The sequence below is a fragment of the Streptomyces sp. NPDC020898 genome, assembly GCF_044333925.1.
Lineage (GTDB): Bacteria > Actinomycetota > Actinomycetes > Streptomycetales > Streptomycetaceae > Streptomyces.
Map to the genome: position 1 here is coordinate 572,341 of NZ_JBIRRV010000002.1, position 24,374 is coordinate 596,714.

Annotated in this window: 29 protein-coding genes; 7 read left to right on the forward strand and 22 right to left on the reverse strand. The window is 68.0% G+C overall.

Translation table 11 applies throughout. From position 1 onward, the window contains the following. Positions 1-6: 6 nt before the first annotated feature. A complete protein-coding gene (locus tag ACH4TV_RS10455; protein ID WP_398396291.1) occupies positions 7-405 on the reverse strand; it encodes a roadblock/LC7 domain-containing protein in 399 nt (132 codons plus the stop codon). Between the two features lie 66 nt (positions 406-471). Beyond that, positions 472-1,422 carry a MarR family transcriptional regulator gene (locus ACH4TV_RS10460; protein ID WP_398396293.1) on the reverse strand — a complete coding sequence of 317 codons (951 nt, stop codon included), beginning with the start codon at positions 1,420-1,422 and terminating at the stop codon, positions 472-474. A gap of 283 nt (positions 1,423-1,705) precedes the next feature. On the opposite strand from ACH4TV_RS10460, the gene ACH4TV_RS10465 reads away from it, so the two are divergent. Then, a complete protein-coding gene (locus ACH4TV_RS10465; RefSeq protein WP_398396295.1) occupies positions 1,706-2,239 on the forward strand; it encodes a carboxymuconolactone decarboxylase family protein in 534 nt (177 codons plus the stop codon). Between the two features lie 144 nt (positions 2,240-2,383). Beyond that, positions 2,384-3,322, forward strand: coding sequence for a M56 family metallopeptidase (locus ACH4TV_RS10470; RefSeq protein WP_398396297.1), 939 nt, complete (start codon positions 2,384-2,386; stop codon positions 3,320-3,322). Positions 3,323-3,421: 99 nt separating this feature from the next. Here ACH4TV_RS10470 and ACH4TV_RS10475 read toward each other — a convergent pair whose 3' ends face one another. The 4 genes from ACH4TV_RS10475 to ACH4TV_RS10490 form a co-directional block, all read right to left on the reverse strand. Further along, positions 3,422-4,780, reverse strand: coding sequence for an AI-2E family transporter (locus ACH4TV_RS10475; RefSeq protein ID WP_398396299.1), 1,359 nt, complete (start codon positions 4,778-4,780; stop codon positions 3,422-3,424). 154 nt (positions 4,781-4,934) lie between these two features. After that, the gene (locus ACH4TV_RS10480; protein WP_398396301.1) at positions 4,935-5,651 is read right to left on the reverse strand and encodes a transglycosylase SLT domain-containing protein; all 717 of its coding nucleotides are present in this window, start codon (positions 5,649-5,651) and stop codon (positions 4,935-4,937) included. A gap of 394 nt (positions 5,652-6,045) precedes the next feature. Further along, complete coding sequence (locus ACH4TV_RS10485; RefSeq protein WP_398396303.1) at positions 6,046-7,371, reverse strand: PhoH family protein; 1,326 nt, start codon at positions 7,369-7,371, stop codon at positions 6,046-6,048. A gap of 378 nt (positions 7,372-7,749) precedes the next feature. After that, a complete protein-coding gene (locus ACH4TV_RS10490) occupies positions 7,750-8,526 on the reverse strand; it encodes an isoprenyl transferase (RefSeq protein ID WP_398396305.1) in 777 nt (258 codons plus the stop codon). A 704-nt stretch (positions 8,527-9,230) separates the two neighbouring features. Here ACH4TV_RS10490 and ACH4TV_RS10495 point away from each other — a divergent pair. After that, positions 9,231-9,587: a DUF192 domain-containing protein gene (locus ACH4TV_RS10495; RefSeq protein WP_398396307.1), complete on the forward strand. Its 357-nt coding sequence runs from the start codon at positions 9,231-9,233 to the stop codon at positions 9,585-9,587. Between the two features lie 305 nt (positions 9,588-9,892). Continuing rightward, positions 9,893-11,119, forward strand: coding sequence for a winged helix DNA-binding domain-containing protein (locus ACH4TV_RS10500; protein ID WP_398396309.1), 1,227 nt, complete (start codon positions 9,893-9,895; stop codon positions 11,117-11,119). A gap of 40 nt (positions 11,120-11,159) precedes the next feature. On the opposite strand, the gene ACH4TV_RS10505 is transcribed toward ACH4TV_RS10500, so the two are convergent. Continuing rightward, positions 11,160-11,957 carry a class I SAM-dependent methyltransferase gene (locus ACH4TV_RS10505; protein ID WP_398396311.1) on the reverse strand — a complete coding sequence of 266 codons (798 nt, stop codon included), beginning with the start codon at positions 11,955-11,957 and terminating at the stop codon, positions 11,160-11,162. A 113-nt stretch (positions 11,958-12,070) separates the two neighbouring features. Between ACH4TV_RS10505 and ACH4TV_RS10510 the strand changes: the two genes are divergently transcribed. Then, entirely contained in the window at positions 12,071-12,559 is a 489-nt protein-coding gene (locus ACH4TV_RS10510) for a DinB family protein (protein ID WP_398396313.1), read from the forward strand. Positions 12,560-12,580: 21 nt separating this feature from the next. Here ACH4TV_RS10510 and ACH4TV_RS10515 read toward each other — a convergent pair whose 3' ends face one another. The 8 genes from ACH4TV_RS10515 to ACH4TV_RS10550 form a co-directional block, all read right to left on the reverse strand. Beyond that, entirely contained in the window at positions 12,581-13,075 is a 495-nt protein-coding gene (locus ACH4TV_RS10515) for a GNAT family N-acetyltransferase (protein WP_398396315.1), read from the reverse strand. A gap of 54 nt (positions 13,076-13,129) precedes the next feature. Continuing rightward, positions 13,130-14,005 (reverse strand): LLM class flavin-dependent oxidoreductase, encoded by an 876-nt coding sequence (locus ACH4TV_RS10520; protein WP_398396317.1) that lies wholly within the window; start codon positions 14,003-14,005, stop codon positions 13,130-13,132. A 206-nt stretch (positions 14,006-14,211) separates the two neighbouring features. Then, entirely contained in the window at positions 14,212-14,376 is a 165-nt protein-coding gene (locus ACH4TV_RS10525) for a hypothetical protein (RefSeq protein WP_398396319.1), read from the reverse strand. 102 nt (positions 14,377-14,478) lie between these two features. Then, on the reverse strand, positions 14,479-15,141 hold the full coding sequence (locus ACH4TV_RS10530) for a hypothetical protein (protein ID WP_398396321.1): 663 nt from the start codon (positions 15,139-15,141) through the stop codon (positions 14,479-14,481). Positions 15,142-15,337: 196 nt separating this feature from the next. Next, positions 15,338-15,646, reverse strand: coding sequence for a helix-turn-helix domain-containing protein (locus tag ACH4TV_RS10535; protein WP_398396323.1), 309 nt, complete (start codon positions 15,644-15,646; stop codon positions 15,338-15,340). Between the two features lie 206 nt (positions 15,647-15,852). Continuing rightward, the gene (locus ACH4TV_RS10540) at positions 15,853-16,512 is read right to left on the reverse strand and encodes a hypothetical protein (protein WP_398396325.1); all 660 of its coding nucleotides are present in this window, start codon (positions 16,510-16,512) and stop codon (positions 15,853-15,855) included. Positions 16,513-16,746: 234 nt separating this feature from the next. Then, positions 16,747-16,989 carry an XRE family transcriptional regulator gene (locus ACH4TV_RS10545; protein WP_398396327.1) on the reverse strand — a complete coding sequence of 81 codons (243 nt, stop codon included), beginning with the start codon at positions 16,987-16,989 and terminating at the stop codon, positions 16,747-16,749. Between the two features lie 117 nt (positions 16,990-17,106). Continuing rightward, positions 17,107-17,619 (reverse strand): ATP-binding protein, encoded by a 513-nt coding sequence (locus tag ACH4TV_RS10550; protein WP_398396329.1) that lies wholly within the window; start codon positions 17,617-17,619, stop codon positions 17,107-17,109. 289 nt (positions 17,620-17,908) lie between these two features. Between ACH4TV_RS10550 and ACH4TV_RS10555 the strand changes: the two genes are divergently transcribed. Together ACH4TV_RS10555 and ACH4TV_RS10560 are read left to right on the forward strand one after the other, a co-directional pair. After that, a complete protein-coding gene (locus ACH4TV_RS10555) occupies positions 17,909-18,769 on the forward strand; it encodes a helix-turn-helix domain-containing protein (protein ID WP_398396330.1) in 861 nt (286 codons plus the stop codon). A 10-nt stretch (positions 18,770-18,779) separates the two neighbouring features. Next, positions 18,780-18,971, forward strand: a complete 192-nt coding sequence (locus ACH4TV_RS10560; protein WP_398396332.1) for a hypothetical protein — start codon at positions 18,780-18,782, stop codon at positions 18,969-18,971. A gap of 94 nt (positions 18,972-19,065) precedes the next feature. Here the strand turns inward: ACH4TV_RS10560 and ACH4TV_RS10565 are convergent, their stop codons facing one another. From ACH4TV_RS10565 to ACH4TV_RS10595, 7 genes are all read right to left on the reverse strand, one after another. Beyond that, positions 19,066-19,653 (reverse strand): OmpA family protein, encoded by a 588-nt coding sequence (locus ACH4TV_RS10565; RefSeq protein WP_398396593.1) that lies wholly within the window; start codon positions 19,651-19,653, stop codon positions 19,066-19,068. A gap of 38 nt (positions 19,654-19,691) precedes the next feature. After that, entirely contained in the window at positions 19,692-20,291 is a 600-nt protein-coding gene (locus ACH4TV_RS10570) for a hypothetical protein (protein WP_398396334.1), read from the reverse strand. A gap of 15 nt (positions 20,292-20,306) precedes the next feature. Continuing rightward, complete coding sequence (locus ACH4TV_RS10575) at positions 20,307-20,900, reverse strand: pilus assembly protein TadG-related protein (RefSeq protein ID WP_398396336.1); 594 nt, start codon at positions 20,898-20,900, stop codon at positions 20,307-20,309. 11 nt (positions 20,901-20,911) lie between these two features. Beyond that, positions 20,912-21,112: a hypothetical protein gene (locus ACH4TV_RS10580; RefSeq protein ID WP_398396338.1), complete on the reverse strand. Its 201-nt coding sequence runs from the start codon at positions 21,110-21,112 to the stop codon at positions 20,912-20,914. 108 nt (positions 21,113-21,220) lie between these two features. Beyond that, positions 21,221-21,997, reverse strand: a complete 777-nt coding sequence (locus tag ACH4TV_RS10585) for a response regulator (RefSeq protein ID WP_398396340.1) — start codon at positions 21,995-21,997, stop codon at positions 21,221-21,223. Then, positions 21,984-23,456: a sensor histidine kinase gene (locus ACH4TV_RS10590; protein WP_398396342.1), complete on the reverse strand. Its 1,473-nt coding sequence runs from the start codon at positions 23,454-23,456 to the stop codon at positions 21,984-21,986. The genes ACH4TV_RS10585 and ACH4TV_RS10590 overlap by 14 nt, the downstream gene beginning before the upstream one ends. Positions 23,457-23,477: 21 nt before the next feature. After that, positions 23,478-24,368: a DUF5936 domain-containing protein gene (locus tag ACH4TV_RS10595; RefSeq protein ID WP_398396595.1), complete on the reverse strand. Its 891-nt coding sequence runs from the start codon at positions 24,366-24,368 to the stop codon at positions 23,478-23,480. Positions 24,369-24,374: the final 6 nt, after the last annotated feature.

Sequence of the window (24,374 nt, forward strand, 5' to 3'; positions counted from 1 at the left end):
TTTCGTTCACACTCCTTCGGTCGCGCCGGCGGTGTCCGTCGCGGTGAGGATCGAGCCGATGCGGCGCAGGGCCGGCTGGGTCGCGCGGTGCAGCCGGTCGAGGTCGACGCCCTCGTCGCCGAGTACGACCATCAGCGCGGTGTCCCCGACGGCGTAGAACGCGGCGCAGCCCTGGCTGCCGTAGGTGACCGTCTGGCGCAGGGTGCCCCGGCCCGTCGCCTCGGCGGCCCGGCGGGCGAGGCCGAGTCCGGCGGCGGCGAGGGCGGCGAGGCCCTCGGGGTCGATCGACTCGGCGGTGTCCGCCGCTATCAGCAGTCCGTCGGTGGCGGCGACCGCCGTATCGGTGATTCCGTCGACCTGTTCACGCAGGTCGCGCATTTCCATGGCCAGCGCTTTGTGGTCCATGTATTCAACTCCCCTATGAGCGTTGCTATATATGCTGCGAGCTTTTTGCGAGGTATTGCGTCGGGATTATTTGGCGGTTCCGTTCCGCATGCGGAAGAACCCTTTCCAGCTCGTCCCGCGCTTTTCCGGGGCGAGAGATTCGGTGATGCCACTGGCGCCGGGCATGCGGCGGGGCAGCGTGGGAGCGGGGTCCCTCGGTACCGGTTGCGGCGGCTGGGGCGGCCTGCGCTGCCGCAGGCCCTCCTCCGGCACCCGTACGACCGGGATGGGCGCGCCCCCCTCGGCGCACTCCAGGAGCCCGGCGCCGAGCATCCGCGCCAGCTCGACCGTCACCGTGTACACGCCCCGGCCGGTACGGAAGGCGAGGTCGCGGGCGGTCCGGCGGCCGTCGGCCTGGGCGAGCAACTCCCGCTGTACGGGGGTGAGTCGACCCTCGTCCACCGGTTCTGGTGCCGAACTCGGGCGCGGGCGCTCGCGGTTGGGGCGGACCGGGTGGGGCAGGGCGCCGAGGGCTGCCAGTTTGCGGTTGGTGTCCTGGAGCAGGCGGATCGGCGCCTCGCCCACCGGGACGGGGGCCAACGGCTCGGCCCCGAGGTCGCGTTCGCAGGCGTCCACCCGGCCCGCGACGACCGCGAAGACGGCGTCCCGTAACGCCATCATGCAGACGACCCGCAGCTGGGCGGTGCCCGCGTACCCGTGGGTCGTCAGCTCCGCGCCCGGCCAGCGCACTCCCCCGGCCGCACGCACCAGCTCGGCCCACTCCTCGCCGCTGATCCGGCGGGAGCGCAACAGAAGGGCCTCCGGCCCCGGGGCGCCCGGGCTCTCGACGGCGACGACCAGACCGCGCCGGAGATGAAAGGTCCCGCCGGGGCTGCCGGCCACGCGCAGCGCCCCGGTGAACTCCTCGCGCCCGCAGTCGGCCAGGGCATGCAACAGCAGGTCGTAGCCGATCCGGCCGAGGAAATCGGCGACGGCTTCGGAGTCGGACGCCGAAATGGAATCGCGGATGGCCGACATCACTCCCCTTGCCGTTCGCCCGGGCATTTCGCCCTGGCATTCGTACATACGCCTGACGCGTAGCACCGAGGGGGTATGTGTATCAGTCCGGCAGCATATTCAGGCCGGGTTCTTGTCACCTGACGGAAGTTGAGATCTCTCGCCGCTCAACGGTCTTTGTTCGACGCTCATTTGAACGAACAGACACCTTTTTAGTCATCCAACACCCGTGCATGACTGATAGCTTTCACTGATCAATGCGACAGTGAGTCGCGATTCTGCTGATCGACGGCGGTGAGTGAGCATGGGCCTCGCGGAACTGAAGTCCGCGCTGCCGGACTTCGCGACCGACCTGCGTCGCAACCTGGAGTCGGTCGTCGACGACTCCGGGCTCACCCGGCAGCAGCTCTGGGGCACGGTGCTGGTCTGCGCGATCGCGTCCCGCTCACCGCGCGTGCTGCGCGAACTGGGTCCGGAGGCCAGGGCGCACCTCTCGCCTCAGGCGTACACGGCCGCCCGGTCGACCGCGGCCGTCATGGCGATGAACAACGTCTTCCACCGCACCCGCCATCTGCTCTCCGACCCGGAGTACGGGCGGCTGCGCGCCGGCCTGCGGGCGAACGCGCTCACCGATCCGGGCGTCGAGCGGACCGACGTCGAGCTGTGGTCGGTGGCCGTGTCGGCGGTCAACGGCTGCGGCGCCTGCCTGGACGCGCACGAACAGGTGCTGCGCGCGGCGGGCGTCGACCGGGAGACCGTCCAGGAGGCGTTCAGGATCGCGGCGGTCGTCCAGGCCGTCGGCACGACCCTGGACGCGGAGGCGATCCTCGCCGAGTAGCTCCCCTTGGCTGGGTACGCGACTGGACTCGGCACGCGGTACGTCCGACAATGGGCGGACCCTCACTCCGTTCGTCGCCGCCTTCGTCGTACCGGCCGCGAGGACGTGTTTCTCCGACTGAGATCGATCGAGGGAGCCACCCGCATGACCGTCGTCCTGGTGCTGATGGCCGCCGTCGCGCTGACGGCCGCCGCCGTCCTGCCGCGCGTGCTGACCCGGGCCGGCTGGCCCGAGCGGGAGCCCGTGCTGGGGCTGTGGGTATGGCAGTGCCTGGTCGCCACCGTGTTGGTGTGCTGCCTCGCCGCGCTGCTGCTGGGCACGACGGCCGCCTTCGGGACCGTACGGGCCCACGCCTTCGCGCCGGCGCCGCCCTCGGTGACGGCGGCCTACGAACTGGGGCCGGCGCCCCCCTGGCTCACCGTACTGACGCTGCTGCTGGCCAGCGGGGCGGCCTGGACGGTCGCCATGCTCGCCCGGGAACTCGCCGAGGCACGCAGGCGGCGCCGGCTGCGGCGCGTACACCTGCGGGAGCGCGCGCCGGACCTGCCCGCCGGTTTCCCGGCCGCCCGGGGGCCGCTGCTGGTCCTGGAGGACGAGTATCCCGACGCCTGGCTGCTGCCCGGCCAGGCGCCCCAACTCGTCGTCACCACGGGCGCGTTGCGCCGACTGTCCGACCATGAGCTGGACGCCGTACTCGCCCATGAACTCGGGCACGCCCGCGCCCGCCACGACTGGCTGCTGCACCTCTCGCAGGCGCTGGCCACCGGCTTCCCGCGTGTGCCCGTGTTCGCGCACTTCCGGGACCAGACGCACCGCCTGGTCGAACTGGCCGCGGACGACACCGCGTCGCGGCGCTGCGGGCATCGGACGACCGCGGTCGCCCTCATCGAACTCAACCGGCACCGGGGCGTGTTGTCCTGCGCGTGTACCCGCGGGCAGCTGGGCGATCGGGTCGAGCGGCTTCTGGCGCCTCCGCCGCGTCTGGACGTGCCGTATCGCGCGGCTGCACTTCTGGCCGCCGGGCTGGCCCCATTGATTCCGCTGCTGATTGCTCTGGGGCCGGCTTTGAAGGTGCTCAACTGACCTTTTAGGTGGGTGGGTTGGCTGCGCCGTGCAGAACCTGCGGTTCGTTGTGGCTTGTCGCGCAGTTCCCCGCGCCCCTTGAGGGGGCCTGCGGCCCCCTCAAGGGCGCTCGGGCTGGTCCTTGGTCAGGGCGATTTCTGCTGCCGTCGCTCCTCGTGGCTGGGGTGAGTGGCGTAGGGACGCTGTTTCCTGGGTGGGGGCCTGGGAGTACGTGCGCAGGTAGCCGACGACCGTGTTCGTCACGGCGACCAGGGGTACGGCGACCACCGCGCCGCCGATTCCGGCCACCAGGCCGCCCGCCGCCACGGACAGGACCACCGCCAGCGGATGGACCCGGACCGCCCGGCCCAGGATGAACGGCTGGAGGACGTGCCCCTCGATCTGCTGGACGGCCAGTACCACCGCCACCACCAGCACCGCCGTGAAGACGCCCTGGGTCACCAGCGCCACCACCACCGCCAGGGCGCCCGAGGCGACCGCGCCGACCAGCGGGATGAAGGAGAACAGGAAGATGAAGACGGCCAGCGGGACGGCCATCGGCACGTCCAGGAAGTAGATGCCCAGGCCGATGAAGATGGCGTCGATCAACGCCACTATCACCGTGCCGCGCACATACGCCGTCAGCGTGCGCCACGCCCTCGGGCCCGCGCCGGCGACACCGGGCCGCGCGTCCGCCGGGACCAGCTTCAGCGTCCACTCCCAGATGCGCTTGCCGTCGTAGAGGAGGAAGAGCGTCGAGAAGGCCGCCAGCAGTATGCCGGTCAGCGCCTCGACGATGACCGTGACGCCCTCCAGGCCGGCCGACGTGATCTCGTCCGTGTTGGCGCCGACCGCGTCGCGCAGGTTCTCGGCGATCTTGTTGATCTGTTTGTCGGTGACGTGGAAGGGGCTGTTGAGCAGCCAGTTGCGCAGCTCGTCGATGCCGTCCTGGACCTGGTCGGAGAGCTGGTCGGTGTTCTCGATGACCTGCCAGGTCACGAACCAGCCGATCAGCCCCATCACGACGAAGCCGAGGATCGCGGTGAGCGCGGTCGCGATCCCGCGCGGCATGCCCCACCGGGTGAGGCGGGCGACCGTGGGCTGGAGCAGCGCGGTGATGAGCAGCGCCACCACAAAGGCGAAGACGACGAGTTGGACGGCGCTGATGACCCGCATCAGCACCCAGAGGGCGCCCGCGAGGATCAGCAACCGCCAGCTCGCCTCGGCCGCGACCCGTACGCCCCACGGAACCACGGAGGCGGGCTCGGGCCGGACGGCGACCACGGTGGGTGCGGCGGCGGGCTGTACGTGTGCGGGCGGGGGCGAGGAGGTGTCCGGCGGCGGCGCGGCGGGTCTGTGGTCCACGGGCGCGCCGTCCGTGTGCTCCTTCTCCACCTCGGCGCGGCGTCGGTCCAACCGCTCACCCACCTGGGTCAGTCGGACCCCGACCCGGCCGAGCCAATTCGGCACTCGCGACATGATCCGCCCTCGTCCCCCGTCTCTCCCTCTGCCCACCGCTCTCGCCCGGAGCATCGGGAGCAGCAGTCCGCGTCCGACCGTACATGGCCGAAGCCCCTCACCGAAGGACGGTGAGGGGCTCGGAAAGGTTGAGCGACTGAGCAGCGCGACCGGCTCAGTAGTAGTTGTTGGCCTGCCAGAAGTCCCAGCTCTCGCACGGACTGCCGTAGCGGTCGTTCATGTAGCTCAGGCCCCACTTGATCTGGGTGGCCGGGTTCGTCATCCAGTCGGCGCCGGCCGAGGACATCTTGGAACCCGGGAGCGCCTGCATGAGGCCGTACGCGTCGGAGGTGGGATTGTCCGCCGTGTAGTCCCAGTCGGACTCGTGGTCCACGATGTCGCTGAAGCACTGGAACTGGTCCGCCGGGACGATCTGGCGCGCCATCTCCTGGATCTCCGCGGCGGAGTACGAGTTCTGGATGGGGAAGCTGGACGGGTCGCGGGTCGCGGCGCGGCTGGCCGCCTCTTCCGCTTCCTTGCGCGCCTTGGCTTCCTCTTCGGCCTTCTCCGCGGCCTTCTGCTTGGCTACCGCGTCCTTGGCCGCCTGCTTACGGGCGGTCTCTTCGGCGTCCTTCTTGGCAGTGGCGTCGGCGGCGATGGCCTGGACATCGGCCTGCTGCGTCAGGGACGCGGTCTGGACCTGGGCCTGGGAGCCCACGGGTATGTCCGTGAGCAGCGTGGCATCGCCTGCCAGTGCCTCGGCATCGTTCGGGGTCCCGGCGGTGTTGCCCGAGGCCGCACCGGTAAAAGCGCCGACAGCGGTGACCGCGGTGGCCGAGGCCACTGCGAGTCCCCGGACCGAAATCCGGCTCACACGGTTTCCTTCCAGCATCGCCCGCTTCGGTGACCTTGGCGGACGCAATCTTGCCCCCGGTCACTGGCCTCCCAACTGCGGGGTCACGGGAGGCACGGGCCCGGTGGGCAACTCCCTTGCGGGGAGCGCCGCGTGGTACACGGGCGGCATACGACGGCAGGTATGGAGTTGAAGGTGGTGCTGCTGTGGTGCCGTACTGCTGGGGGCACAGATGTGTCGTATGCGGGGCCTGACAGGAGTGAGACTCTGCCGCACCCGGGCGCCGGGTGGCAATTCTGTGCTGAGTGTGAAAGCTCACACCTCGTTTGTCCCAGGTGATTTGAGGAAAGCGCAGACGCGGAAGCGCCGCCCGGCTAGGCTCTTCGCCTTTTGCCGGACGGCGCCAACTGTCAGGTGATTCGGACCCTTTGGGTCAGATCTGGCCGTCCTCCAGCATTTCGGTCACCAGGGCCGCGATCTGAGACCGCTCGGACCGGGTGAGCGTGACGTGCGCGAAGAGCGGATGCCCCTTCAGCTTCTCGACGACGGCGACGACACCGTCGTACCGCCCGACCCGCAGATTGTCCCGTTGTGCCACGTCATGGGTGAGAACCACCCGTGAGTTGGAGCCGATGCGGGACAGCACCGTGAGCAGGACGTTCCGCTCCAGCGACTGTGCCTCGTCCACGATCACGAACGCGTCGTGCAGTGAACGGCCGCGGATGTGGGTGAGCGGAAGGACTTCGAGCATTCCGCGTGCGGTGATCTCCTCGATGACCTCGCGGCTGGTGACCGCGGACAGCGTGTCGAAGACCGCCTGCGCCCAGGGGCCCATCTTCTCGGACTCGGAACCCGGCAGATAGCCGAGCTCCTGCCCGCCCACGGCGTACAGCGGCCGGAAGACCATCACCTTCTGGTGCTGCCGCCGTTCCAGCACGGCCTCCAGCCCCGCGCACAGCGCGAGTGCTGATTTACCGGTGCCGGCCCGACCGCCCATCGACACGATCCCGATGTCCGGATCGAGAAGGATGTCGAGCGCGATCCGCTGTTCGGCGCTCCTCCCCTTGATACCGAACACCTCGCGATCCCCGCGTACGAGACGGACGTTGCCCTCGGCCGTGACGCGCCCCAGGGCCTTGCCTCGCTCCGACTGGATCATCAGACCGGTGTGCACCGGCATTTCGGCGGCCTCGGGGACGTAGGCGTGACCTTCCTCGAAGAGGAGGTCCACCTGTTCGCCGGGCAGGGTCAGTTCGGACATTCCGGTCCAGCCGGAGGAGCCCGTGATGGCCAGCTCCGCGCGGTACTCCTCGGCGAGGAGACCGACGGACGAGGCCTTGATCCTGAGCGGCAGGTCCTTCGACACGACGGTGACGTCGTATCCCTCGGCCTGGAGGTTGCGGGCGACCGCGAGGATGCGGGAGTCGTTGTCCCCCAGGCGATAGCCGCTTGGCAGCACGCTGGGGTCCGAGTGGTTGAGCTCGACACGGACGGTCCCGCCGAGATCCCCGATCGGAATCGGGGCGTCGAGACGGCCGAACCGGACGCGGAACTCGTCCAGCATGCGCAAGGCCTGCCGGGCGAAGTAGCCGAGTTCGGGATGGTGCCTCTTGGCCTCCAACTCCGTGACCACGACGATCGGCAGCACGACTTCGTGCTCGTCGAAGCGGTTCAGGGCGCCTGGATCGGCCAGCAGGACGCTGGTGTCGAGAACATAGGTGCGCCGGTCTGGCATACGGCGCTTTGTGCTGGTCACCACGGAAGGACGTACCCCCTCGGATGAGGTCGGGGAGCGACGAAGGAGATCTGGACCGGTCGACGGCCGCGCTGCGCGGGCCGAGAACCGGCCCTCCGCCTGTTCGCCCGTGCTGTGACCACACGGTCGGGCTGGTGCAAAGGGCCTCCCGGGCGGACGGCCCCGTGCCGTCTGCTGAGATACGACACCCGTGGTTCGGGTGTCGACCTGCTTGGCTTATGCCCTCGAACATGCGCCGCCATGCCACACCACAGGGCGGCGCGCTGATGAACTCCTTGTTACTTCCGCACCCCGGGCCCCGCTCAGGGGCGCGGGGAACTGCGCGACCAGCCACCACCGAACCCGCAGCCGAACGAACCACCCACCCAGCGGAGCGCTGCCTCAGCTGCCGAAACGCCGGTGGCGGGCCGCGTAGTCGCGCAGGGCGCGCAGGAAGTCGACCTTGCGGAAGGCCGGCCAGAAGACCTCGCAGAAGTAGTACTCCGAGTGGGCCGTCTGCCAGAGCATGAACCCGGACAGCCGCTGCTCGCCGCTCGTGCGGATGACGAGGTCGGGGTCGGGCTGGTCACTGGTGTAGAGGTGCTTGCCGATCATGTCGATGTCGACGCTCTCGGCGAGTTCCTCCAGCGAGGCGCCCTTGTCGTGGGCGTCGAGCATCATCGAGCGCACGGCGTCGGCGATCTCCTGCCGGCCTCCGTAACCGATGGCCACGTTGACGAGTATTCCGCCCGTCACATGCGCGGTGGCCTCCTCGGCCTCCTTGAGCTGGGTCCGGAGCTGACCGGGGAGCAGATCGAGGTTGCCGACGTGGTGGACGCGCCAACGGCCGTCGGCGGCAAGGGAGGTCACGACGTTCTCGATGATCTCGAGGAGCGGTGCGAGCTCCTCCGGCGGACGGGTGACGTTGTCCGTGGAGAGGAGCCAGAGGGTGACGACCTCGACATCGGTCTCGGAGCACCAGCCGAGGAACTCCTCGATCTTGTCCGCGCCGGCCCGGTGCCCCTGGGCGGTGGTGGAGCCCGCCGCCTTCGCCCAGCGCCGGTTGCCGTCCACGATGACACCGATGTGCTTGGGCACCTGGTCGTGGTCGAGGTGGCCCTCCACCCTGCGTGTGTAGACCCTGACCAGCAGTCGGCGCAGGTTGTCGCGCAGGTTCACGGTTTGTCAGCCCCTCCGTACGGATCGGACAGGCGCAGCCGGGCGCAGTCCCTGCGATCCCTGGCGCGATCTCTGCCCGTTTGGTGGTCCCCGGGGGTGGCGATCCCCAGGGGCGAAGCCTACCGCTGCGGGGCGGCCGGTCTTGCGCGCGGGGGAACAGGGGGCCCTGTGCCTCGGGGAAATGGGCGGGAGGGAGCACGGAAGAAGCACGCAGAGAGCGGAGAGGGAACGAGGGGAACGAGGGGACGGAGAGAGTGCGGGGAGGGCGCGGAGGCGACGGAGGGAGCGACGGAATCCGGCTGGCTCCGGCGGGGTCCGACCGGGCACAAAAAACGGGCCGGTCCGTGGGGGGGAGACGGACCGGCCCGAGGGGGGGTTTCCACCATAACCCTTCGTGAGTGATGTCGCGTACATCGGCGTGCCACAACTACTCTCCGAAGTCGCCCGGCAACGCGTGGATGGCCCCGGAAGCCCGCATTTAGGGCCTGATCATGGCCGGAAAACAGCGGATTCCCAGGAAACAACGCGGGATTCAGAGTGATCCAAAGGGATCTGACGGGTTTCACCCCCACGACGGAACCCGGGACCACCCCAGGGCCATTCGGGTACCGCACGCCCGCCGGCGAGGTTCCCTGCCAGACGCTCCCCCCAGGGGTGACCCCGGTCGCGAACGCCCGCTTGACGCCGTCGCTAACTTCGCACCCATGGCCACGTTCACCACCACAGAGACACCGGAACCGGTACCGCTGGAGCTCGCCGAGTCCGGACGCGCACGCCGGCGCGGGCTGCTCGGCCGGGACGGGATCGAGGGCGCGCTCCTGCTGACACCGGCGAGTTCGGTGCACACGTTCGGGATGCGGTTCGCGATCGACGTCGCCTATCTGGACCGAAAGGCGCGGGTCCGGACGGTAAGGACCATGCGTCCGGGCCGAGTTGGACTCCCTCGCCCCTGGGTACGGTCGGTCCTGGAGGCAGAGGCCGGGGCGCTGGAGCGGTGGGGGGTACGGCGGGGCACACGGCTCACGATCCGGGCCGACGACACCTCGCCGGACGACCACTGACCACCCACACCGTTTTGCTGGCGCGAATCACCTTCGCCGGAATTCACGTGCCGCCGACTCCAGGGAGCGGGCTACAGCGGCAGCGACGTGGAAACCTCGTGAAACCTTTTCGGGCATACGTACACATGCCTCGCATGAGGCGAGGGAGGCAGCTCGCTCGTCGCCGAGATTTCGCCAATATTCGGACGGCTCCGCTCGATATGCGGATGTTTGCTGGCTATAAGTCATGTACTGCTATGAATTGCCGGAAATATTCAGCGGCTCGGCGGACAGCCGCTGTCCTAGTGCGGGCCTAGCGTCGGCCCATGACCTTGCGGACCAGAAGGATCACTTGGGCCGAGGCGAGCGCACGACGACTCGAACGGCAGTTACTCGCCAGTTCTGCTCCTGCGACGGAAGCGGGGACTCCGGTCGGCCGGGCCGGTCCCGTCAGTCCGGCCGACGTCGCCGCCTCGATGCTGGGCGCACACGCGCAGGTGCTGTCGGCGGCCGAACTGTCGGTGGGGGTACGGACGGAGGGCCTGACCCGGTCCGACGTACGGGCCGCGCTCTGGGACGACCGGCCGGAGAAACGCACACTCGTGAAGACGTACGGCCCACGAGGCACCGTCCACCTCCTCCCGGCCCGCGAACTCCCGCTCTGGACAGCCGCGCTGACCGCGCTCCCGACCGGCACGAGCCCCTTCCCGCCGGACGTGCGGCTGAGCGAGGAGCAGGCGGACCAGGTCGTGGCGGCGATCGGGGACACGCTGGCCGAGGGCGCGTGTCTGACGATCGACGAGCTGAGTGAGGCGGTCGTGGCCCGCACGGGGCCGTGGTTCGGGGAGCCGGTGATGCCCGCGTTCCAGGGCATGTGGCCGCGCTGGCGCCAGGTCATGCACCGGGCCGGCCAGTCGGGCGCGCTCTGCTTCGGCCCGGACCGGGGGCGCAAGGTGACGTACATCCGGCCGCCCGCCTTCACCCCGCTCCCACCGACAGAGGCCCTCGCCTCCCTCGTACGGAACTATCTGCGCGCCTACGGACCGGCGACGCCGGCGCACTTCGCCAAGTGGGCGGCTGTGCAGGGGGGTTGGGCCGGTCGGCTGTTCGGTTCGTCGGCGGAGGCGGGGGAGATCGAGGAGGTGGAGTTCGAGGGCGCGCGGGCGTGGGTGGTGGCGGGCGACACGGAGTTCCCGGGTCCGGGGGAAGGGGGTGTGCGGGGAGTGCGGTTGCTGCCGTACTTCGATGCGTACGCCGTGGCCGCACAGCCGCGCGAACTGCTGTTCCCGGGGGCGGCGTACGAACGGGCACTGGCGGGCGGCCAGGCCGGGAACTTCCCTGTGCTGCTGGTCGACGGTGTGGTGGGCGGGGTCTGGCATCAACGGCGCCGGGGGCGTCGTACGACGGTCACGGTGGAGCTGCTCGACCAGCTGGGGGGACTGACGGCGCGGCAGAGAGGGGAGTTGGGCGAGCGGGTGGAACGGGTCGGCGAAGTGCTGGAGGCGACGGCGGAGTTGGTCATCGGGAAGGTGGAGGTGGGCCCGCACGCGTAGCAAGGAGGCGCAGCAAGGGAGGAAGGGAACTCGGGAAGTGTTACTTCTTCGGCTTGCGGGCGTCGAAGAGGTGGCGGGTGCTGTGGGCCACGAACGGCCCCTCCGTCTCGATCCGCTCGTGCAGGGACCGGAGTTGGGGACGATAGGCATCGACGGTGAACCCGGGGACCATCCAGATCACCTTGCGCAGAAAGTGCACGACAGCGGCAATGTCGTAGAACTCCATCCGCAGCCGCTCGGCGCGCAGTTCGACGATCTCCAGCCCGGCGGCCTCCGCCCCGGCACGCTCGCGGTCGGGATGGCGGGCGCTGCGCCGCCCGTCCGGCTGCGGTCCGAGGAAGTGCTCGACAAGTTCGTACGCGCTGGAGGGCCCGACGTGCTGGGCGAAATACGTACCGCCGGGGCGCAGGACGCGGGCGATCTCGGTCCAGTGCGGAGCGACGGGGTGCCGGCTGACGACCAGATCGAAGGCGTCGGCGGCGAAGGGCAGCGGCGCGTCGTCCGGTACGGCGACGACCGCCACGCCGCGCGGGTGGAGCAGGGCGGTGGCCTTGGCGACGTTCGGCGGCCAGCCCTCGGTGGCGACGGTGAGCGGGGGCAGCGTCGGAGCGGTGTTGAGCACCTCTCCTCCCCCCGTGTGCACATCGAGCGCGGCGGACACGCGGGCCAGCCGCTCCCCCATGGCCCGGGCGTACCCCCACGAGGGCCGCGCCTCGGTGGCCCGGCCGTCGAACCAGGAGAAGTCCCAGCCGTCGGTGGGGACGGCGGAGCCTTCGGCAAGGAGCTGTTCGAAGCCAGGGGTGGACTTGGACCTGGGCGTGGGTGTGGGCGCGGGCATGAGGGTGATATTCGCAGGCAGTTGTCAGAGGGCGCTGATAATTTCCGCCGCGTCGAAGGAAGCCGGGTCGGCAACGGAACGGAAGCGGAACGGAAGCGGAGGTGGTGCGGGACATGTTGTACGCCGATGACGAGACGACGACGCTGCGCGCGAAGCTGGACCAGGAACGGGACGCGGTCCTGTGGAAACTGGAGGGCCTGGACGACGAGCAGGTCCGCAGGACGGTGACACCGTCGGGTACGAGTCTGCTGGGGCTGGTGAAACACCTGGCGTCGGTGGAGTACGGCTGGTTCGTCGAGACGTTCGGCAGGGAGACGGAGCCCTTCTGGTTCGACCCGTACCTGGGCGAGGACATGACTGCGGGCCCGGACGAGACCACGGCTCAGATCACCGACTTCTACGCCCGCGCCCGCGCCGCCGCCGACCGCGTACTGACGGAACTCCCGCTGGACACCCTGGGCAAGCCGGCCTGGCGGGACGACGAGTGCTCGTTGCGCTGGGTCCTGGTCCGCATGACGGCGGAGACGGCGCGGCACGCGGGGCACATGGACATCGTGCGGGAGCTGATCGACGGGGCGACGGGAGCGTACAACCCGTCATAGCTCCCCCATCACTTCACGGGGCTACGGCTTCTCGGCGTCGAGGACGAGCATGGTGTGCTCGTCCTCGCCGTGGCGGACGGTACCGCTCCGCCGGAAGCCGTGCTTTTCGAGGAGGCGGACGGAGCCGGTGTTCTCGGCGAACGGGTCGGCGTAGAGGGGCCGGTTGGGCTCGCGGAGCAGGAACTGACCGAGGGCGACGGTTCCGACGCCTCTCCCCCAGTAGGGCCGCCCGAGCCAGTACCCGATGAAGCGACGGTCATCGAGGTCGGGGACACTCTCCCACCAGGCCATGATGTTGCCGGCGGGCTCACCGTCCACGGTGACCGTCTGCACGAACACGGTGCTGTCGCCGAGGATCTTCGACTTCCAGTGCGTCATGAAGGCGTCCCGCGGCCGAGGCGTGAACCTCGACCGCCGGACCGCTTCGGGATCGTGCTCGTACGCGAGCAGGAACTCCAGGTCGGCGTCCACCACGTCCCGGAGCTGTACGTCGTCGTCAGCCACGTTGTCGGTCATGGCGGAAAGTCTGGCAGGGACCACTGACAACGGGCGGTGGGCAACCGGGAACGGTCAGGGGACGAGCGGCCGGACCTCCTCCGCGACGAACCGTACGAAGCCCTCGGGGTCGGGCTCGTCCCCGGTCGGCTGAAGGATGACGGTGTCGGCACCGGCCTCAGCGAGCTGCCCCACGGCCTTGGCGACGGCACCGGCATCCCCGGCGACACCAAGCCCCGGCACGGAGGCCACTCCTTCGGCGTCCAGTTCGGCGCGGAGCCGCTCACCGGCGTCGGCCCCGGTGGCGGCAAGGAGATAGACGACCACCTGATGCGCGCGCTCACCCCGCTCCCCCGACTCCCGCCCTTCCTCGATGAGCCGCAGCGCCTGCCGTACCCCGTCGGGAGCGGTACCGGCATGGAGAACGGTCCCGTCAGCCACCTCACCGGCGAGCCGAAGGGTACGGGGCCCGGTGGCGCCGACGAGAAGAGGAAGTCCAGGTTCCGGGGGCCAGTCGAGACCGACATCGTCCAGCTTCACGTACCGCCCGTCGACGGTGACGCGTTCCCCGTCGAGCAGGGCACGCAACGCGAGCACATACTCCCGCAGCAGGAGGAGCGGCGATCCGACCCGCGCCCCGACCTGGCCCATCCAGTCCTGCACCCCGTGCCCGACGCCGAGGATGGCACGCCCCGGAAACAGGCGGTGCAGGGTGGCGGCCTCCATCGCGGTGAGGGCGACGTTGCGGAGAGGTACGGGGAGCAGGCCTACGCCGATGCGCACCCGCTCGGTCCAGGCGAGGGCAGCCGCGGCAGCGGAGACACCCCCTTCCCGGAAACAGTCCTCCCAGAGCCAGAGCTCCTCGATCCCACTGTCATCGGCGAGTTGAGCGAGGGCACGCAGCCGCTCGGGCGGAAGTTGCGGCCGGAATACCACTCCGAGTCCAGTCATAGGGCTTTCCTACCGAGCGGGGCCACGCAGGACAACACTTTTACCGGTCGCCGCCACCGACCCGTTCGTACCGCGAGTACGACACCGTTGCCGAAGGCACGTGACTCGGCGACCAGTTCCGCACCGCTGACCGCGCGATCCCCGCCGGGCTGCTCCTTCAGCGCCCGGATCTCCTCCGGAACGACCTCCCGCACGACGGTGGTGTTTCAGTCGGCATGCTCCAAGGTCCGCGAGAACACATACTTCGGCATGTCCCGCCAGACGCCGGCGAACTCGACCATCGGTTCCGTGCTGTCGGGGTCGGAGTCGGCGGTGGGCCAGAAGTCGGCCATGAGCTGGTGGGTCCTGCGCCCACTGACAAAGGCGCCCATGGTCCTGGTCTTCTCGTTGAAGTACCGGCGCAGCTCTTCATCGACCAGGTGCCAGTCGATCTCACGCTTGGGTCCCTCGAAGCGGTGTATTCCGAACGCGTATCACGAGTGGGCGGGGTAAATACCTACGCGTCGACCGCGCTCAATATCCTCCGGAGTGGCACCCCAGTCCGTAAAACTCTGACCATCCTCTAGCTCTGTCCGCTGTTCAAGAACTTGCATGCGGCGAGGCGCCGCCTCATCATGCGTGAACGCTGCGACAAGACCGATGAACCGTGGGTCGCCCGCGAACCAGATAACATCAATCTGCGACTTCAGCTCCGGCTTGGCACGGGGAGCCATCCGGCGGTGCCACCATTCCGTACGGAGATGTTGAGAGAAAACAAGGGCAAGTAGCCGATCGGAGCGAGCTGGGTTGGGGAACTCAAACCAACCGTGATGCTTGCCGGGGACGTTCGGGTGGTTGCTCAACCCATGGGAAATATTGCGCAGTACCTGCCATGGGTACGTCCACAAAATGCGTTGCATGCGAAACGCCGGTGAAAAGTAGCGCAGCTGAGCTACAGCTCGGTAGAAACAATATCCGAGGGGCAGCACAAAAAGGAAAACGAATCCCGGCGACAGGAACACGATAAGTACATACAACAGGCCGATCCAAGCGGCAATCCAGCCGACAAGGCCAGCAACATTCATCACCATGTGTGCCGTCCAGGCCCGACGGGTGGCTGGATGCTCCCAGGCAATCAGGTAGTCAGTGGGGTTCATGGACGGTGTCTCTCCGATCAGGAAGCGTCAGCCGACATGACGGATAAGGTCGAGGATGCCAGCGTTGTCGAGGATGAGGCGCGTGCCATCGATGCCTGCAACGGCCCCGTCCTTTGTCGGTGTTAGTCATGCCGACGGAATACGACTGCCACCGCAAACTGCGGTAACAGCGCAGCACCTTGTGCGTGAGTGCTACTCAGGCTGCGCGTTCCTCGAAGCGGAACTCCGGGGTGCTGCCCGGATCGATCCTCGCGCCTGATTCGAGAGCCGTGGCCAGCTGCTCGATCAACTCAAGGGTCGGATCGACCCCACTCTCCTCGATGGACTCGATGCCCTCCTCGGACATCCCGGCCCGGCGTGCCAGCTCGACGGTGCTCCACCCCAGAGCCGAGCGGCGCTCGTAGACCGCCTGGGCGAAATCCATCCGGCGGCCCGCAGCGTGATATGCGGGATCCTCGCGGTGCTCGAGTGGGATCGTCCAGCTGGTGTGGTATCCGCCGCTCATCAGGCCTCCTCGCTTCTCCTACCGTTCCGCTTGCGAGACACCGCAGATGCCCGCCTCCTGCACGGGAGTGGGCATCTCGCGACAGTTCCTTCACGAAGCTCAGCGGTTCCTGAGTCGCCTCAGTGACGTTTCCGTTCTTGCCTCGCTCGGCAAAGACCGTATGGGAAGAAAAGAGTGAGGCAGATGCGAGCACTGCGCCGAGTTCCTTACGGCTGACACGCCTTGGCCCCCCTGTCCGAGACGATGTTGGCGGTCTGCCAGACACCGTCCGCATTCCTGGTGAGACCGGTGTTATAGAGCACGTAGGCGTTCGCCGTCGTTGGCGTATTGTCGACCTTCCCGGTCTTCTTGTCCTTGATGTAGGACTTGCTTTCGTCGGAGCAGTAGGTGACATATGCCTTGTTGTCCCCGGAGAGGGTCACCTTGTAGTCGAAATACCGGGTCTCACCAACCCATGTGTCGCTCTTGTTGATGTATCTCAGCGCATATGTGATCGACGCGCTCAGGGCCTTGTCGGCGTTGTAGAAGCCGAGCGCCTTGGTGTCAACACTTCCCTCGAAGATCGCTTCATCCACCGAGTTGACACTCAGGGCACTGTCCGCGAGGGCCGCGTCCTTCGTCGCGTCGCCTGTCTTCTCGAACTCAAAGACGTTCTTCGCGTCGGACGGGAAGGTGATCTTCGGGCGACCGGCGGAGTCCGACACACTCGGACTCGGGGACACCGGTGCTTCACTCCCGGTGTCGGCTCCTGCGATCTTGTCGTTGCCCTTGCCCTTGGAGCTGTCATCGCTCCCGCATGCGGACAGCGACAAAGCCGCAGCGGCAGTCAGCGCGAGTGCTGCGAGCAGCGTGGGGCGGCGGTTCACAGTCGACTCCTGGTGGGGCGAGGGTTCTCATTGGCGAACCAACGCTATCCGTCAGCGCCTGGAGAGGCCGGGTTGAAGCCTGTCAACCGTTGGGACGTACAGCCCCAAACCGCCCAGTAGCTAACCCACTTGACCTGTAACGGTTACATAACGCGGCGACCTGTTCACCGCGCAGCGCAGTGAACAGGTCGTTTAACGGTTGCACCGCAAAGAGCGACGACGCGCTCCAGCGGCCTACGCCACCCACTCGCCGAAAGTCAGGGCGTTGATGCCGTAGACCGCCGCATGCAGATTCACCGTGGCATTCAGCGCTTCAGCCGACCAGGCTAGAAGGTCGGCAGCGACAGGCAGCATGCCGCCCGGTTCCAGCGCCTCCACCGCGTCGGCGGTCGTTCCGAGGCGCTCTCCCGGTGCGGACTGAGACAGGCCCAGGGATGTGCGCCGGTCATCCACCAGCAGCCCCAGGGCCAGCGCCAACCAGATCTCCTCCCGCCCGGCAACGACCTCTGGGGGCTCCAGGTGCCCCTCAACAGCGTGCCGCCCCCGAGCCAGCCAGCCTCCAGCGGCCCCGGTATTGCCGCACCCGGGCCGGCGTCACCTCGTGCGCTCCCCGGACATCCCATACGTCCGCGCCCCCGACCTCGGCAACACCGCCCACAAGCGCGTCCCGCCGCCCGGTTCCCGGGCGGCGTCGAAGCCCCAGTCGCCGTGGCAGGCGCGGACCACGCAGGCCAGTACACGCAGGGTCGCGCGGCGCCTGGCGTCGCAGGCCGCAGACAGACGCGGGTGGGTGTGCCGGGGGTGGGCGTCGTAGAGGATCACGCGCAGCGCTCCGTCGCGATAGCGGAGCGAGATGTAGATGTCGTCGGCGGTCGTGAAACGGCAGGCGCAGGACGTCAGTTCGCTCACAACCTGAACCGCTGCGTCGGTCACGTCGTCCAGGCCGTGCATGTGCAGCACCGTGCGGGCAGCCGCCCTCGCGATCGCCGCGCTCGTCGGCGCGGCGGGCAGGGTGAGGCTGTAGGCGAGTTCCTCCGGACCGGGTGGCGAGGTGGGCAGAGGGTCGATGGACAGCGGACAGACGGTCGCGGGGGCGGGTGCGGTCATGGCAACTCCATTGCGCGAGTGGCGCGTTCGAAGGCGATTCGACGCGCATGCGGATGCGTACAGCCGGTGGCCCCTCTCCCTGGCGCGAGCTCACCCCTCCCAGGGAAGGAGGTACGGGCAGGCTCGCGCGATGCACTTCCGGCAGTGCGCTAGGTAGTCACTACGTCACCGAAGGTAGAACTCTTGGAGTCGCAATGTCCATCACGGTGGTGACAATTACCCCCTATCGAGTGGACCGGGGGAGGCTTGGTGGGCAGACTGTGAGCCATCCAGGGCCAGAAGGGACGGCATGTCGACCAGGACCACGCCAACAGAGCGGCAGAAACGCCTCGGCGCCGAGATGCGCAAGATGCGTCTCGCGGCCGGACGTACGACTGAGTACGCAGCCGGGCTGCTCGGAATCGACCGGACCAGGCTGTCCAACATGGAGTCCGGAATCCGGCCCTTCTCAGCCGAGCGCGTCCGCACTCTCTCCAGCAACTACGCCTGTACGGACGCCCGTTACGTCGAGGCACTCTCGGCCATGGCAGACATGGTCGGCAGCAAGGAACGCGGGTGGTGGGAGAAACACCGGGGAAGCCTGCCCGCAGGTCTGCTGGACATCGCGGAGTTGGAGTGGTTTGCCACCCGTGTCCGTACCGTCCAGGTCATGCACGTACCTGGCCTGCTCCAGACCGAGGAGTACGCCCGAGCTGTTTTCGCCGCGGTCCTACCACCCCTGAGCAGACTGCAGATCGAGTTGCGCGTCGCGCACCGCATGGAGCGGCAACAGGTCTTCGAGCGTTCCGCGCCCCTGCCGTATGTCGCTTACGTCCACGAAGCCGCCCTGCGCATGCCTTTCGGCGGCATCGGGGTAACCCGCGAGCAGCTCAAGCAGCTGTGCGTGCAGTCCGAGTGCGAGAACGTCGAGGTGCGGGTCGTTCCGTTCAGCATCGGCGGATTCCCCGGAGCGGGGCATGCCCTGCTGTACGCGGACGGGGTGACAGCTCAACTCGACACCGTGCAACTCGACTCCGCGCACGGGCCCGAATTCACCCACGCCGAAGCGCAGCTCAACAAGTACCGTGTCCACCTGGACTGGATGGACGACGCGGCGCTGCCCCCTGCGGTCTCCCGCGACCTGATCCACCAACTCGCCCACGACCTTTAGAGGAGAGATCGTGACCAGCATCCACTGGGAAGAGCCCTTCTGCGGAGAGGGCAACAACTGTTTCCGCCTCGGTATGGACGGCGACGGCAATGCCTACATAGCCGTCGCCGGACAGGAAGAGCGATATCTGACAGACAGCCGCGAGGCCCTTCTCGCGCTGGTCCGGGACATCAAGGCCGGCAAGGCAGACCACCTGGTGTGAGTCTTCGGCAGTGACCCGGTCCCGACTCGCAGGGTGAGCGTGTCCCGGCCCCAAGGAGATCTTCCGCAAGGTGGCGATCACGACGAACGAGGCCTCACGTCTCCTTCTGGAACGTGATCTCCACCCGGCGGTTCTTGCGTCGGCCCTGTTCCGAGGAGTTGTCGGCGATCGGGTAGTCCTCGCTGTAGCCGCGTACCTGGAAGGTGACGTCCGCGCCCAGGCTGGCGGCCAGTCGGTCGTGGACCTGCTCCGCGCGGCTCTTGGAGAGGGTCAGGCCGTGGGCGTACGAGCCGAGGTTGTCGGTGAAGCCGAAGACCCTGACGTTCGTGGCCTTCTGTGCCTTGATCTCGTCGGCGATCGCCTGGATCCGGGAGTTGGCCTCCGGGTTGAGCTTTGAACTGTCCTTCGGGAACAGGACCTCGGCCTGAAGGGCGAACGTCACGTTCTCGTTCGTGTCCACCCGGCGTTCCTCGCCGCCCATGTCCTCGACGACCGACTTGATGTCCAGGACTTTGGCGGCGGCGAGTGTGGCGCCGTCGGCCAGTTTCAGGCCGGGGCTGTTGGGGTCCACTTCGGGGGGTGGGGATGTCGACACGCTGCCCGGTGGGGCGCTCGGGTCTTCGTCGTCAGCCTGGGCGACGGGGGTTGCCAAGGTAAGGGTGGCCAGGACTGCCAGGGCCATGAGCGTGGTTGCGGTGGGGCGATGAGTGCGGGTCATGGTCACTCGCCCTCGGAGATCTCGATGGACGCCGGCGGCATGGAGCCGACCTGGAAGTCGACGTTCGTCGTACCTTCCGGTGGGGCGGGGAATTGGGCGAACCAGTCCGACGACTTACCTGACACAAGTGCGCCGGTGAACCTCGTGCACAGGCACCGGCCTTCGGTGTCACGCAGCACGAGGTACTTCTTCTTACCTGTCGGGTCGACAAGGCTCGCTCCCGCGACGGACCCGCCGTTCTTCTCAAGTTCCCGCTCGTCACCACGCCAGTCCGCAGCCACCCATGACCTGCTGCCGATGTTGGTCACGGTGCCTTCGACCGTCACGAACCCGCCCTCGTCACGAGTTGCCGAGGTGACCTTCAGGGTGAGGTCGCCGCCCTTGACCTCGGCCAGAACCTGCTCAGGGATGGGGGATTGGGATTCGGTGTCCTTGGCGTCCTCACCGTTGTTGGCCTTCGAGGGGGTCGACGACGTCGTGGTCCCGCCCTCGGACTTGTCGTCGCTTCCTCCGCCGCAGCCGGCCACCGTGAGGAACATCCCAGTAGTGATCGCCACCGCGACGAGTGCCTTGCGGCCCTTCATGGTGCGCCGGAATTCCATCGGTACTGCTTCCTCTCACTCGGCCAGATACACAGAGAACAGCACGGATGCGTCAGGAAAGTCGCCCGGATTGAAGTTTCCAGGGTCAATGGTCACGATCTGGCCGTCACAGTCCAGGTCGATCGGCTGCGCGGGATTCGCATTGGGGTCGAATTCGCAGCGCGGCTGGATGACGGCGATGGCATCGGCCTCGGCGTGCATGCCCTCTGTGCCCGGAATGATCGAGGCGCCGACCGTATTGTTGGTCTCGACGGCAACCCGGAACCCTGGGTACCCGTCCATCTCGACAGGTTCGGCGCCGCCCTGGACAGTTGAGCCGTTCTCGGCTGCCAGTGTCTGTGCAGCCGCTGTGGCTCCATCGCCCGGCGGATCCTGGCCGTTCAGCCAATCGAGCCAGTTGCCGCCCTGTCCGATCGCGCCTACCACGGTGTCCACCAGCTCGTCCCGGGCGTCCTGTGCCGCCGCCAACGCCGCAGCGTCCGCCGCAGATTGGGCTCCATTGCGGACGGACGCTGCTTGAGCGAACACGAAGAAGGCAACCGCCGCGAAGAGCAGAATCCCTGTCAGCCAGATGTAGATGGGGAGAGTCTGTCCTCGGTCGCTCGCCAAGTGGGCGGAGGTCAGCCTCCGATGACGGAGTTGACGGCGTCGAAGATAGCTCCCGAGATCAAACCGTCCAGTCCCAACCCGTCGATCAACGTAAAGATCCCCGCAATGATGATCATGAGGCCCGCGTACTCCACGAACCCGGCCCCCGCGTCCCGGTTCTTTCCCCGCATCCGGGAGACAACGGTCCGCGCCCACGTGTTGACCTTCATCATGGCTTGCGCCCTCCCGCCCGACACCACTACCGACCTCAGCACAGTATGTGAGAACCCGCCTACTGCGCGTGGGTCCATGGGCCCAACTTCCCCCCACAGCATGCCCCATCACTCCCACCCCTCCCGAGCCGTACCCAGCCACCGGGCGATCGCTTCGCTCCGTGTCGTACTGTGCAGCTTTGCGAAGATGCGGTTGATGTGGTTCTTGACGGTCTTCTCGCTGATGAAGCAGGTGGCGGCGATCTGCTGGTTGTTCACGCCTGCGGCGATGAGATCCATGACCTCCACCTCCCTTGAACTCAGGCCGAAGTCCGGTCGATTGCGGGCGCTGGTGACGAGTGTCGTCGCGTGGGCGAGCCTAGTCTTTGGAGTCTTTGACAAGAGTGCCATAAATGGTTGCAGGTGCGAAGAGTTTTCGTTCGGTTCGTAGGAAACACCGAGCGAATCCGGGACAGTCAGGGTCAGGGGGGTCGTCGTCCTGGGAATCCTGTCGGCTTCCTCGGACCGGTCGCCCAACTGCCGTACGGACTTGGCCAGCTGCTCTGCCGTGAACTCTCCGTGGATCAGGTAGCCCGTCGCGCCTCTGCGCATCGCCTCCGCCACCACCTCCGGCTCGCTGCTGTACGTCAGCATCATCACCGGGGCCAGGAGGGCCAGTTCGGGGAGGGCGGTGAGGCCGTCCGTGCCGGGCATGCGTACGTCCAGGAGGACCAGGTCGGGGTGTACGCGCTCCGCCGCCATCAGGGCCTCGGTGCCGTTCGTCGCCTCCGCCACCACCTCGATGTCCGGGTGGCCGCCCAGTAGCGCCGTGAGGCCGGCGCGTACCACCGGGTTGTCGTCGGCCACCAGTACCCGTAGCGGATCCGGCAGTTCACGCGTGGGCATGTGATCCTGCCTCCTTTCGGGGCCGGGGCTGGGGTCGGGGCCGTGGGCTAGGCACGTATCCGAGGCCTGGTGACGCGTGGGACGCGAACCTCACGTCCACTCGGATCTCCGTGCCCCCCTCCTCGCATCGGCCCAGGTGAATCACCGCACCCAGTGACATCGCCCGTTCCACCATGCCCAGCAAGCCGAAGTGGCCGGATTTCGTGACGTCTTCGAGGTCGAGGGGGTCTGGGAGGCCCACCCCGTTGTCCAGGATGCGCAGGGTCACGCCCTCTTCCGAGGTTTCCGCCTCCAGTGTCACCCTCGTCGCGCCCGCGTGCCTGCGCGTGTTCTCCAGTGCCTCCGACACGATCGCCAGGAGGTGATGTGCCGTCCGGTGAGGCACGTGGGAGACGTCGTCCGCCTCCTCCCCTCGCCTGTCCAGCGCCGTACCGATGCCGGTGCTCGACTCGAACTCCGCTGCCCTGTGCGTCAGTTCCGCCATCAGGTCCACGTCCGGTGCCGTCAGGTCCGTGTGGTGGCGCAGGTCGGTGAGGAGGTCGCGGGATTCTGTTGCCGCTCGGCGGGCCGACGAGGCCACCAGGGTTGCCTGGCGGCGTACCGTCTCCGGGTCGGCGCCGGTGGCGGAGGTCGCCAGGGCCTCCGCTGCCAGGGCCAGGCCGTGCAGGGTTTTCGCCACCGAGTCGTGCATCTCCCTTGCCAGGCGGGCCCGTTCCGAATCGACCGCCTCCGCCACCGCCAGGCGGGAGTTCGCCTCCGCCAGTGCCTCGCTCGCCGTACCGAAGCGGAACATCAGGTTGCGCAGGGTGACGCCGATGATGCCGGCTCCGATGCAGAAGCCCGCGATGAGGAGGGTGCTGGTGCCGCTGCCGGGGCGGTGTTCCCAGGCTCGGTGGACCATCAGGAGGACCGCCAGTTGCAGGCCCGTGAAGACTCCTGAGCCTCGCCAGCCGTAGAGGAGGCCGGAGAGGAGGGGGGTGCAGACCGTGGCGTAGGCCAAAGGGGAAGCCGGGGATGCCGTGAGGAGGAGTATCGCCGCGAAGGTCAGGTCCACGGCCATCAGGGAGGGGTGGGCCAGGAGGCGCGGGGCCAGGCGGTCCCAGTCCCGGTACATGGCGTACGAGGCGGTGATGCCGAACACCGCGGCTGCCAGGACCGCGTAACTCGGGGGCCCGTCCGCCGTGTTGGTCATCGCGAAGGGGGTGCCCAGGGCCAGCATCGTCATGCGTACCGCGAACGCCTGGCGGCACAGGGCCTGTAGGGCGTTGAGCTGGAGGCGGACGCTGGCGGGGGCGGGGGCGTCGTCAGCCAGGTAGCCGGCGGTGGGGTCGTAGCCCCGCTCCCGGTTCCAGTTCCAGTTCCAGTTCCAGTTCCAGTTCCAGTTCCAGCCAGGCTTCTCATTCCGGCCGGGCTTCTCACTGCGCCGCATGGCCGTCAGCAGTGCCTTCGTCTCCCTCATCGGCCGCATCTGCGCATCCCCTCAACGTCCCAGGATCGAACCGAAGTTGGTGCCTGAGCCGAGGAACATGCCGGTGGCGATGAGGATCATCGTCGCCGGGAGCATGAAGACGAGGGTGACGAGGGTTGCCTTGGGGATCGTCTTCGCGGCGCGGCGGCGGGATTCCTGGGCGTCGGTGCGGCGCATGTCCGCGGCGATCTGGATCAGTGTTTCCGCGATCGGTGAGCCCAGCTCCTCGCCCTGTTGGAGTGCCGAGACGAACTGGGCCACCTGCTCGGAGGAGTTGCGTTTGCGGAGTTCGTCGAAGGCCTGGCGGCGGCTGACACCCATGTCCATCTGGCGGAGGGTGATGCGGAGTTCGTCCGCCCACGGGCCCTCGTACTTCTCCGCCACCCGGTCCAGGGCCTGGCGGAAGCCGAGGCCCGACGAGACGACCACCGCGAGTACGTCCAGGAAGTCCGGGAGCGTGCGGTCGATGACCTCCTTGCGTTCGCGCACCGCCTGCCAGATCGCCGCGTCCGCCGCCGTCATGCCGAAGGCGAACGTGATGACGGCGAGGACGAGTTGGCCGTTCGAGAGGAAGATCAGGCCCATGAGGACGCCGAAGACGACGTACACCGCCAGGCGGGCCGCGTAGCGGTTGAGGGTCAGGCCGCCGGGGTTGCCCGCCATGTCGATGCGCAGGCGTTTCGCGTCGACCCGGCGGGGGCCCATCAGGCGGAGTACGAGGGGGGCGAAGCGCATGCCCAGGCGGTCGATCGCCGAGTCCGCCTTGGAGACCCGGGTGCCGCCCACCTCCAGGGCCAGAAGCAGGTCGGAGGGGAGTTTGGCGTCCGCGCGGATCATGCGGACGCCCAGCAGGGCGCCCGCGACGGCGATCGCCATCAACAAGGCCAGCAGCAGTTGCAGCATCCGATC